General features: G+C 63.9%; 1 protein-coding gene. It reads left to right on the top strand.

Annotated features, from left to right (window positions below):
• Positions 1–5 precede the first annotated feature (5 nt).
• Positions 6–12332, top strand: a complete 12327-nt coding sequence (locus BMZ46_RS10270) for a non-ribosomal peptide synthetase (protein ID WP_074687660.1) — start codon at positions 6–8, stop codon at positions 12330–12332.
• Positions 12333–12350 lie beyond the last annotated feature (18 nt).

Raw genomic sequence — 12350 nt, 5'->3', positions numbered from 1 at the left:
AACGCGTGCAAGAGTTAATCGAGTCGGTAGGACAACTTTCGGCTAAGCAAAGAAAGGCTCTGGCGGTTCTGCTCAAGCAGAAAGGCGTCAACCTCTTTGACATTGCCCCGGTTTTCAAGCGCACGGCCGAAGAGCCGCTGCTGCTGTCCTACGCCCAGCAGCGCCAGTGGTTTCTCTGGCAGTGGGCGCCGCACAGCGCGGCCTACAACATTCCGACGGCCCTGCGCTTGCAGGGTCCGCTGGATGAGTCGGCGCTGGAGCGCAGCCTTCAGGCGCTGATCGAACGACACGAAACCTTGCGCACGGTGTTCTCCCAGGAAACCGAACAACCGCTGCAAACGATCCTGCCGCCAGGACCGTTTGCACTGGAGACCTACCCGTTGAGCCCTGAGCTGGCGAGCGACCCGGATGCCTCGATCCAGGCGTTCGTCCAGACCCAGAGCCAGAAGACTTTCGATCTGCAGCAAGGCCCGCTGTTGCGCGCGGCCCTGTTGCAGGTCAATCCGAACGACCATGTGCTGGTGCTGACCCTGCACCACATCGTCTCCGATGGCTGGTCGCTGCAAGTGATGATCGAAGAGCTGGTGCAGCTCTATGCCGGTTTCAGCCTCGGTCACGATGCCGGTCTGCCGGCCCTGCCGATTCAATACGCCGACTACGCCCTGTGGCAGCGCCAGTGGATGGAAGCCGGCGAGCAGGCGCGGCAACTGGCCTATTGGCAGGAAAAACTTGGCGGCGAACAACCGGTGCTGGAACTGCCGCTCGATCGCGCGCGCAGTGTCGATCAGAGCTTTGCCGGGGCCAGCCACAACCTGATTCTCGATGCGCAGCTGAGCCAGGGCCTGAAAGCTTTTGCGCGGCAGGAAAACGTCACGCTGTTCGTCTTGCTGCTGGCGTCTTTCCAGGCGCTGTTGCACCGCTACAGCGGGCAGTCGGACATCCGTGTCGGCGTGCCGGTGGCCAACCGTGGCCGGGTGGAAATCGAACGTCTGATCGGTTTTTTCGTCAACACGCAGGTGCTCAAGGCCGACGTTGACAGCCAGACCCCCTTTATCGATTTGCTTCGTCAGGTCAAACAGACCGCACAGGAAGCCCAGGCCCATCAGGACTTGCCCTTCGAGCAACTGGTGGAAGCCCTGGAACCGGGGCGCAGCCTGAGCCACAGCCCGCTGTTCCAGGTCATGTTCAACCATCAGGCCGAACGCCGCAGCAGTGTCGAGACGCGACTCAACGGCCTGAGCATCGAACCGCTGGAATGGCAGAGCCAGACCGCCCAGTTCGACCTGACCCTGAACACCACCGAACAGGCCCATGGCATCGAAGCGGTGCTCAAGTACGCCACCGACCTGTTCGACGCGGCGACCATCGAGCGTCTGGCGCAGCACTGGACCGCGCTGTTGCAGGCGATCGTCGCCGACCCGTCGCGCAGCATCGGGCAGTTGCCGATGCTCGATGACGCCCGTCAGCAACAACTGTTGAGCCAATGGAATCCGACGCGGGTCGAGCACCCGGTCGAGCAGTGCATCCATCAGGTAATCGAGGCTCAGGCTGAGCGCCATCCCGATGCAGTCGCCGTGACCTTTGCCGGGCAACGCCTGACCTACGCCGAACTCAATCGCCGGGCCAACCAGTGGGCGCACCGGTTGATCGCGAACGGCGTCGGTCCGGATGTGCGGGTTGGTGTGGCGGTCGAGCGTTCGCTGGACATGATCGTCGCCATCGTCGCCGTGCTGAAAGCCGGCGGTGCCTACGTGCCGCTGGATCCGGGCTACCCGCAAGACCGCCTGAGCTACATGATCGAGGACAGTGGCATCGGTCTGCTGCTGACCCAAGGCCATTTGCAGGCACAGCTGCCGATTCCGCCGGGGCTCACCTGTCTGGACCTGAGCCAGGCACTGGAGCCGGGCAACAGCGAAAACCCGGCGTGCCTGGCCACGCCGGACAACCTGGCGTACGTCATCTACACCTCCGGTTCGACCGGCAAGCCCAAAGGCGCATTACTGCCGCACAGCAACGTCATCCGCCTGTTCAGCGCCACCGACCACTGGTTCGGTTTCGGCCCGGACGACAGCTGGACCCTGTTCCATTCCTACGCGTTCGACTTCTCGGTCTGGGAAATTTTCGGCGCGCTGCTGTACGGCGGAAAACTGGTGGTCGTACCCCACGACGTCACCCGTTCCCCGGAAGATTTCTACACCCTGCTGTGCGATGAACACGTCACGGTGCTGAACCAGACGCCATCGGCGTTCAAGCCGCTGATGCAACTGGCCAGTGAATCCTCGCGCGACCATTCGCTGCGTTACGTGGTGTTCGGTGGCGAAGCCCTGGAAGTGCAGAACCTGCGGCCATGGTTCGAGCGTTTCGGCGACCGCGCGCCGACGCTGGTGAACATGTACGGCATCACTGAAACCACGGTGCACGTGACGTACCGTCCATTGTCGATGGCCGACCTTGAGCAAAGCCACAGCAGCCCGATCGGCGAGCCGATCGTCGACCTGTCGTGGTACCTGCTCGACAGCGCGCTGAACCTGGTGCCGCAAGGTTGCATCGGCGAGCTGTACATCGCCGGTGCCGGCCTGGCGCGGGGTTACCTGAATCAACCGGGCATGAGCGCTACGCGTTTTGTTCCCGACCCGTTCAACCCGCAGGCCGGCGAGCGCCTGTACCGCACCGGCGACCTGGCACGCCTGCGCGGCGACGGGGTGATCGAGTACATCGGTCGTATCGACCATCAAGTGAAGATCCGCGGTTTCCGTATCGAGTTGGGCGAAATCGAAACCCGGCTGCTCAAGCACCCGGCGGTGCGCGAGGCGGTGGTGCTGGCAGTCGAAGGCCCGAGCGGTCAGCAACTGGCGACCTGGATCGTGCCGAACGAGGCACTGCAAGCCGATGCCGAGGCGACGCTGCGCGATTCGATCAAGGCGCAACTGCGCGAAGCCTTGCCGGACTACATGGTGCCGGTCAGCTGGGCATTCCTCGAACGCCTGCCGTTGACCGCCAACGGCAAACTCGATCGCAAGCAACTGCCGCAGCCGCAGGTCGCTCAGGTGCAGGAAGCGTATGCCGCGCCGCGCAGTGAGCTGGAACAGCAACTGGCCGCCATCTGGCAGGACGTGCTGAAGGTCGAGCGTGTCGGCCTCAACGACAATTTCTTCGAGCTGGGCGGCGATTCGATCATTTCGATTCAGGTGGTCAGCCGCGCCCGTCAGGCGGGCATCCGTTTCACGCCCAAGGACATCTTCCAGCATCAGACGGTGCAGCGCCTGGCAACGGTCGCGCAGCAGAGTGACGCGGTGCTCGCGACCCAGGGCGATGTGCTCGGCGAGGCGGTGCTGACGCCGATCCAGCAGTACTTTTTCCACAGCGATATCCCGGCGCGTCATCACTGGAACCAGTCGATCCTGCTGACTCCGACCAAACCACTGGCGGCGGCTGCACTGGAGCAGGCGTTGCAGCACCTGCAACGACACCATGACGCCTTGCGTCTGCGTTACCGCGACCTTGAGGGTGGCTGGCAACAAATCCACGCGCCGGTTGAACAGAACCTGGAACTGCTGCGCACCGTGACCTTGCAGGAAAACGCGGCTTTGCCGGCGCTGTGCCAGGAACTGCAACGCAGCCTCGATCTGGACAGCGGTCCGCTGATCCGCGCGGTGCTGGTGGACTTGCCTGACGCCAGCCAGCGCCTGTTGCTGGTGATCCATCACCTGGTGGTCGACGGGGTGTCCTGGCGGATCGTGCTGGAAGACCTGCAAACCGTTTATCAACAGCTGACGGCGGGGCAGGCTGTGCGCCTGCCGGCCAAGACCACCGCGTTCAAGGACTGGGGCGCGCGCCTGCAAGGGCATGCGCACAGTGCCGTGCTGGAAGCCGAGCTGGATTACTGGCGCGGGCAGTTGAGCGGCGCGGGCATCGAGCTGCCGCTGGACAACCCGCAGGGTCAGTTGAGCAACCGTTTCGAGCGCAGCGTCGATACGCGTCTGGATGCCGAGCGCACCCGGCAGTTGCTGCAACAGGCCCCGGCGGTCTATCGCACCCAGGTCAACGACCTGTTGCTGACTGCGCTGGCCAAGGTGCTGTGCGAATGGACCGGTGCCGAGAGCGCGCTGGTACAGCTCGAGGGCCATGGTCGTGAAGACCTGTTCGACGATGTTGACCTGAGCCGCACGGTGGGCTGGTTCACCAGCATGTTCCCGGTGCGTCTGACCCCCGGCGCCGGTGTCGAAACGTCGATCAAGGGCATCAAGGAACAACTGCGGGCGATCCCCAACAAGGGCATCGGTTATGGCCTGTTGCGTTATCTGGGCAGCGCCGAGGCGCAGGCCGTCCTGGGCGGCGCGGCGCAGCCGAAGGTGACGTTCAACTACCTCGGCCAGTTCGACAACAACTTCGATGAAGACGCGTTGTGGGTGCCGGCCACTGAAGACAAGGGCGCCGGGCAGGACGAACGGGCGCCGATGGCCAACACGCTGACCATCGATGGCCGGGTTTATCAGGGGCAGTTGAGCCTGACCTGGACCTACAGCGGCGATGTGTTCGAAGACGCGACCATCCATGCGCTGGCACGTGCCTATGAAGAGGCGCTGGCCGAATTGATCGACCATTGCCTGAATCACCCGAGCGGTGGTCTGACACCGTCCGACGTGCCGCTGGCCGGGTTGTCCCAGACCCATCTGGACAACCTGCCGATCGTTGCCCAGCGGATCGAAGACATCTATCCGCTGGCGCCGATGCAGCAGGGCATTCTGTTCCACAGTCTCTATGACGCCGATGCCAGCGCTTATGTCTATCAGATGCTGCTGGACATCGAAGGTCTGGACGTCGCGCGCTTCCAGCAAGCCTGGCAGCGGGTGGTGGATCGTCATGAAGTGCTGCGCGCCGGTTTCATCTGGGGCCGCGACGGTCTCGACACGCCGCTGCAAGTCATTCATCGCCAGCTGACCCTGGAAATGCCGGAAGTGGACATGCGCCACGAGCCGGACCTGGCCGTGGCCATGGAGGCGCGGGCCCGGGCTGATCTGGAGCGCGGTTTCGATTTGCAGAATCCGCCGCTGCTGCGTCTGTGCCTGTTGCGTACGGCCGATGATCGCCATCGTCTGATCTTTACCTGCCACCACATCCTGATGGATGGCTGGAGCAACTCGCGGATGTTCGGTGAGGTGTTGCAGGATTACGCCGGCCATCCGGTGCCGGGTTCGCAGGGCCGTTACCGGGACTTCCTGGCCTGGCTGCAAGGCCAGGACAAACAGGCCGCGCAGGCTTTCTGGCGCGGGCAACTGGCCGAGCTCGACGAGCCGACCCGTCTGGCCTCGGCGTGCCCGGGCAACGTGCAGCCGGGGGCGGGCAAGGGCGTGCATCGCCTGACGTTCGATGCAGCGTTCACGCGCCGCCTGAACAGTTTCTCGCGCCAGCAGCAGGTCACTCTGAACAGTCTGGTCCAGGCAGCATGGCTGCTGATTCTGCAGCGTTACACCGGCCAGGCCACGGTCGCGTTCGGCGCCACGGTGTCCGGGCGTCCGGTGGATTTGCCGGGCATCGAGCAGCAACTGGGGCTGTTCATCAACACCTTGCCGGTGATCGCCAGCCCGCAACCGGGCGTCAGCGTGCGCGACTGGGTGCGCAGCGTGCAGGACAAGAACCTGCTGCTGCGCGACTTCGAGCAGACGCCGCTGCAAGACATTCAGCGTCTGGCCGAACTCAACGGCGAAGCGCTGTTCGACACCTTGCTGGTGTTTGAAAACTACCCGGTGTCGGAGACGCTGGAGGCCAATCCGGGCGGCCTGCGCTTCGGTGGTCTGGAACACCGCGAGCAGACCAACTACGGCCTGACCCTGATCGCCGGTGCCGGCGAGGTCCTGAGTCTGGACTTCAACTACCTGACCGAGCAGTTTTCCGAGCGTGGCGTAGTCGGGTTGGCCACGCACCTGGAAGTGGTGCTGCAACAGTTCCTTGAGTCGCCGCAACGCCTGTTGGGTGAGGTCGGGCTGCTGTCGGGTGCCGAGCACGACACCCTGGCGCAATGGAACGACAACCACGCCGCGTATCCGGCTGAGCGTCTGATTCATCAAGGCTTCGAAGCGCAGGTCCTGGCCCGTCCCCAGTCGGTGGCCCTGAGCCACGGCGGCGTAGCCCTGAGCTATGCCGAGCTCAACCGCCGGGCCAACCAGTTGGCCCGTCATCTGGTGACGCTGGGCGTCGGCGCCGAGGTTCGGGTGGGCGTGGCGATGCCGCGCTCGGCGGAACTGGTGATTGCCTTGATGGCGGTGCTCAAGGCCGGTGGCACCTACGTGCCGCTGGATCCGGACTACCCGGCCGACCGCGTGGCGTACATGTTGGAAGACAGCCAGGCGAAGGTCCTGCTGACGCAACAATCGTTGCTGGCGCAACTGCCGCAGACCGACGCGCAGGTGCTGCTGGTGGAGGCGGGCGGCGAGGCCTTTGCCGATGAGGCTGCCGATAACCTCGACGTGCGTGGCGATTCGGCGAACCTGGCCTACGTCATCTACACCTCCGGTTCCACCGGCAAACCCAAAGGCGTGGCGATTGCCCACCGTAACGTCCAGGCGCTGATCCACTGGTCCGTCGACGTTTACAGCGAAGCTGACCTGCAAGGCGTGCTGGCCTCGACGTCGGTCTGCTTCGACCTTTCGGTGTGGGAGATTTTTGTCACCCTCGCGCGTGGCGGTTCGATCGTCATGGCGCGCAATGCCCTGGAGCTGCCGGACCTGCCGGAGCGCGATCAGGTGCAACTGATCAACACCGTGCCGTCGGCGATCGCTGCCTTGCACCGTGCCGGGCATATTCCGAATGGCGTGCGGATCATCAATCTGGCTGGCGAGCCGCTCAAGCAAAGCGTGGTCGACAGCCTGTATCGCGAGACGTCGGTCGAGCACGTCTACGACCTGTACGGGCCGTCGGAAGACACCACCTATTCGACCTGGACCCGCCGCGAAGCCGGCGGCCAGGCGAACATCGGCCGGCCGCTGGTCAACACCACCGCCTACCTGCTGGACGGGCAACTGCAAGCGTCGCCGATCGGGGTGGCGGCCGAGCTGTATCTGGCCGGTGACGGCATCACCCGCGGTTACCTGTTCCGTCCGGGCCTGACCGCCGAGCGTTTCGTGCCGAACCCGGCCTCGACCAGCGGCGAGCGTATGTACCGCACCGGCGACCTGACGCGCCTGTGGGACGATGGGCGGATCGAATACGTGGGCCGCATCGACCATCAGGTCAAGGTGCGCGGTTTCCGTATCGAGCTGGGTGAAATCGAAGCGCGCCTGCTGGCCCAGGGCAGCGTGCACGAGGGCGTGGTGCTGGCGGTGGACGGTCTCAGCGGTCAACAACTGGTGGCGTATGTGGTGCCGACCCGATCCGGCCTCAGCCTTCAGGAACAGGATGAGCTGAGCGAATCGCTGCAGTCCGCCCTCAAGGCGCACCTGCCGGATTACATGGTGCCTGCGCAGTGGCTGTACCTCGAGGCGCTGCCGCTGACCCCCAACGGCAAACTGGACCGCAAGGCCTTGCCGGCACCGGACGTCAATCAGTCGGCCCGGGACTATGTCGCCCCATCAACGGAGCTTGAGCAACAGCTGGTTGTGGTCTGGCAAGACATCCTGAAGATTGACCGGGTCGGTGTGACCGATAACTTCTTCAGCCTGGGCGGTGATTCGATCATCTCCATCCAGCTGGTCAGCCGTGCGCGCCAGCAGGGCATCCGCTTTACCCCCAAGGATCTGTTCCAGCAACAGACCGTGCAGAAACTGGCGACGGTGGCGTCGGTGGAGTCCGCGCAGCAGGCCGACGGCACGCCGGAAAACTACCCGCTGGCGCGTCTGGAACAGGCGCAGCTCGATGCGTTGCCGGTGCCGGCGGATCTGATCGAGGACGTTTATCCGCTGTCGCCGATGCAGGAGGGCATGCTGTTCCATACGCTCTCGGACAATGGCAGCAGCCTGTACGTCAACCAGGTCAGCTTGCCGATTCAGGGCCTGGATGTGGAGCGTTTCCGGGGCGCCTGGGAATTTGTGATCGATCGCCAGGCGATCCTGCGGACCAGTTTTCACTGGCAGGACGGGCTGGCCAAGCCGTTGCAAGTGGTCCATCGTCAGGCCCCGCTGCAAATGCAGGTGCTCGACTGGCGCGAGCGTGAGGTCAGCGATGAATTGATCGCCGGGTTCGCCAGCGATGATCGTGCCCTCGGCTTCGACTTGTCCCAGGCCCGTCTGCAGCGGGTGACGCTGTTGCGCCTGAGCGATGAACGCTATCAGATGATCTGGACCAGCCACCACATCCTGATGGACGGCTGGAGCAGTTCGCGCCTGTTCGGCGAAGTCTTGCAGTACTACTCCAAGGGCAAGGTCAGCGGTGAGAACGGTCGTTACCGCGACTTCATCGCCTGGTTGCAGGCACAGGATCAGGACGCGCAGGAGCTGTTCTGGAAAGCGCGTCTGACGGTGGTCAACGAGCCGACGGCGTTGAGCCAGGCGATCCATCCGCGCCACTCGGCCGATGTCTCCGGCCACGATGCGATCTACTCGAACTGGGATCAGGCGCAAACCGCACGCCTGTTGCAGTTCTGCCGCGACCTGCGCATCACCCCCAACACGCTGATTCAGGGCGCCTGGCTGCTGCTGTTGCAGCGTTACACCGGGCAGCGCACGGTCACGTTCGGTGCCACGGTTTCGGGGCGTCCCGAAGGGCTGGCGAATGTCGGCAACATGCTGGGTCTGTTCATCAACACCTTGCCGATCATCCAGACGCCGCAGGCCGATCAGCGCCTGGCGGACTGGCTGGGCGAAGTGCAGGCCTACAATCTGGACATTCGTGACTATTCCCAGGCGCCGCTGGCCGATGTGCAGCGCTGGTCCAACCTCGGTGGGCAGGCGCTGTTCGACAGCATCATCGTGTTCGAGAACTTCCCGATCGATGATCGCCTGCAAGAAGAAAACGACACCGACCTGACCTTCGGCAAATCCATCGGCCACGGCGTGACCAACGTACCGATGGACCTCGCGGTGATGCTGGGTGACGAGCTGTCGATCGAGTACCTGTACCTGCGCAGCCACTTCAGCGCCGAGGCCGTGGAAGGCATTCGCCTGACACTGGAAAACACCCTCGAAGCGATGATGCGTGCGCCTTACGAGCGACTGGGCAATCTGCAGCGCCTGTCGAACGAGCAGTGGCAGGCGATCCAGGCCTGGAGTGCCGAACCGGTCTCCAGCCACGAACCGGTGCTGCTGCCGCAACTGATCAGCCGGCATGCACAGCATCAACCAGAGGCTATTGCCTTGCAGTGCGCCGGGTTGAGCCTGAGCTATGCCGAACTTGAACAACGGGCCAATCGTCTGGCCCACTGCCTGACCGAACACGGGGCGGGTCCGGAAGTGGTGATCGGCGTGGCGCTGCCGCGCTCGCTGGAAATGGTCGTCAGCTTCCTCGCCGTGCTCAAGAGCGGTGCGGCGTACGTGCCGCTGGACATCGATTATCCGCCTGAGCGACTGGCGTACATGATCGAGGATTCGGGCATGGCCCTGTTGCTGACCCAGAGCAGCCTGCGCGCCACCTTGCCGGCACCCGAAGGACTGTTGCGCCTGGAAATCGATCACCTCGACGAGACCCGTTACCCCGATCACGCGCCAGTCTGCCGCGTGCAGGAGCAGGGGCTGGCGTATCTGGTCTATACCTCCGGTTCCACCGGTCGGCCGAAGGGCGTTGCGGTCACGCAAGGGCCGTTGAGCATGCACTGTCAGGCTATCGCCGAGCTGTATGAAATGGACGCCAGCAGCTGCGAGCTGCACTTCATGTCATTCGCTTTCGACGGTGCCCATGAGCGCTGGTTGAGTACGCTCTACAGCGGTGGCCGTCTGGTGATTCGCGACGGTTGCCTGTGGACCCCGGAGCAGACCTACGCCGCGTTGCACGAGTATGGCGTCACCATCGCCTGCTTCCCGCCGGCCTATCTCAAGCAGTTGGCGGAGTACGCGGCGGCCAGCGGCATCGCGCCACCACCGGTGCGCATTTACTGCTTCGGCGGCGATGCCGTGCCGGACCAGACCTTCGAACAGGTGAAGGCGGCCCTGCGCCCCGAGTACTTCACCAACGGTTATGGCCCGACGGAAACCGTGGTCACGCCGATGCTCTGGAAGGTCCCGGTGAGCCAGCAGTGTGAAGCGGCCTATGCACCGATCGGTCGTGCCGTCGGCGCACGTTCGCTGTACGTGCTGGACGAGGATCTGAACCCGCTGCCGCCAGGTTTTGCCGGTGAGCTGTACATCGGCGGTTATGGGGTTGCCCGTGGTTACCATGGCCGTGCGGATCTGACCTGCGAGCGCTTCGTACCCAATCCGTTCGCGGCCGGCGAGCGCCTGTATCGCAGCGGCGATCTGGTGCGTTTGCGTCAGGACGGCGTGGTCGATTACGTCGGGCGCATCGACCATCAGGTCAAGGTGCGCGGTTTCCGGATCGAGCTGGGTGAGGTCGAGGCCAGCCTGCGTCAACTGGAGGGAGTGACCGATGCGCTGGTGATTGCCCGGGACAATGCGTCCGGCAAGCAATTGATCGGTTATGTGGTGATGCCGACGGGCGAAGACGTGGGCGATGAACTGAAGGCCGGGCTGCGCGCCTCGCTGCCGGAGTACATGGTGCCGGCGCAGATTGTCTGCCTGAGTGCTTTCCCGGTCACGCCCAACGGCAAACTCGACCGCAAGGCGCTGCCGGAGCCGGACTTCAAGAGCGAGGAATATGTCGCCCCGCGCAACGAGCAGGAAACACTGCTGGCCGAGATCTGGACCCAGGTGCTGCAAGTCGAGCAGGTGGGCATCACGGACAACTTCTTCGAATTGGGCGGCGACTCGATCCTCAGCCTGCAGGTCATTTCCCGGGTCAGGAACCATCCGACGTTGCAGATGGATCTGAAGCTGCGCGATCTGATGCGCTATCAGACCATCGCCGGCATCGTCGAACAGAACGTGACGAAGGAAGGCGCCGGACAGCCGCTGGTGGACGTCACGCAGGTGGCGGGCGAGGGCTTGTTCAATCTGTTGCCGATCCAGGAGTGGTTCTTCGCCGAGGGCATGTCCGAAGCCCATCACTACAACCAATCACTGCTGTTGAGTGCGCGCCAGCCACTGGATCTGGATGCGCTCGAACAGGCCCTGGGCTGGATCGAGCAACACCACGACTCGCTGCGCCTGCGCTTCACTCAGGAGAACGGGCGCTGGCTGCAACGCTACTGCACCGCCACCGAACAGGGCGATGCGGTGCTCTGGCGCCGTGAGGCCGAGAACAGCGAGCAGGTCGAAGCGCTGGCCAACCTTGCCCAGCGCAGCCTCAAACTGGACGACGGGCCGGTCTGGCGGGTGATGCATGTCGCCTTGCCGGATGGTCAGGCGCGACTGCTGGTGGTGATTCATCACCTGGTGGTCGACACCGTGTCCTGGCGGATCCTGCTCGATGACCTGAAAACCGCTTATGAAGCGTGTGTGCAGGGGCTGGCGCCGCAACTGCCGATTCGTACCAGCAGCTATCGTTCGTTTGCCGAGGCCTTGCAGGCGAAGGCCCCGGCGATTGCCGAACAGGAACTGGCGTACTGGCTGGAACAACTGGATCAACCGGGCGTCGATCTGCCGTGCGACAACTACCGTGGCAAGAACCAGGTGCGGCAGCAGGCGCAGGCGCGGCTCAAGTTGTCCCGCGAGCACACCGAACAATTACTCAAGCAGGCGCCGGCGGTCTATCGCACGCAAATCAACGACCTGCTGCTGTCGGCACTCGGTCGGGCCCTGTGCCGCTGGAGCGGCCAGCCATCGGCGCTGATTCTGCTGGAAGGGCACGGCCGCGAGGATCTGTTCGAATCCATCGACCTGAGCCGCAGCCTTGGCTGGTTCACCAGCATGTTCCCGGTGCGGTTGCGTCCGGACAGCGACGATATCGGACGTTCGATCATCGACGTACAGGCGCAGCTGGCGGCGGTGCCGCAGAAGGGCATCGGTTACGGCGTGCTGCGTCATCTGGCGGGCGCCGAGGTGTCCCGGCAACTGGCGGATCTGCCGCAGGCGCGGGTGACGTTCAACTACCTGGGGCAGTTCGACCAGAGCTTCGACGAGCAGGCGCTGCTGGTGCCGGCGCTGGAAGAAACCGGTGACAACTACAGCCTGAAGGCGAACCTGGGCAACTGGTTGGAAATTGTCGGCCAGGTGTATGACGGCCAGTTGGCGTTGCGCTGCATCTACAGCAGCCAGCGTTACCGCGCCGGCACCATGGACGCACTGATGCAGGATTACCAGCGTGAACTTGAAGCGCTGATCGAGCATTGCATGGCGCGTGTGGGCTGATCGCTGCACGTCGGATCA

It is taken from the genome of Pseudomonas sp. NFIX49 (assembly GCF_900115915.1).
Classification (GTDB): Bacteria; Pseudomonadota; Gammaproteobacteria; order Pseudomonadales; family Pseudomonadaceae; genus Aquipseudomonas; species Aquipseudomonas pharyngis.
Note: the sequence above shows the minus strand (reverse complement) of the source record. Positions and strands in the feature narration are given on the sequence as shown.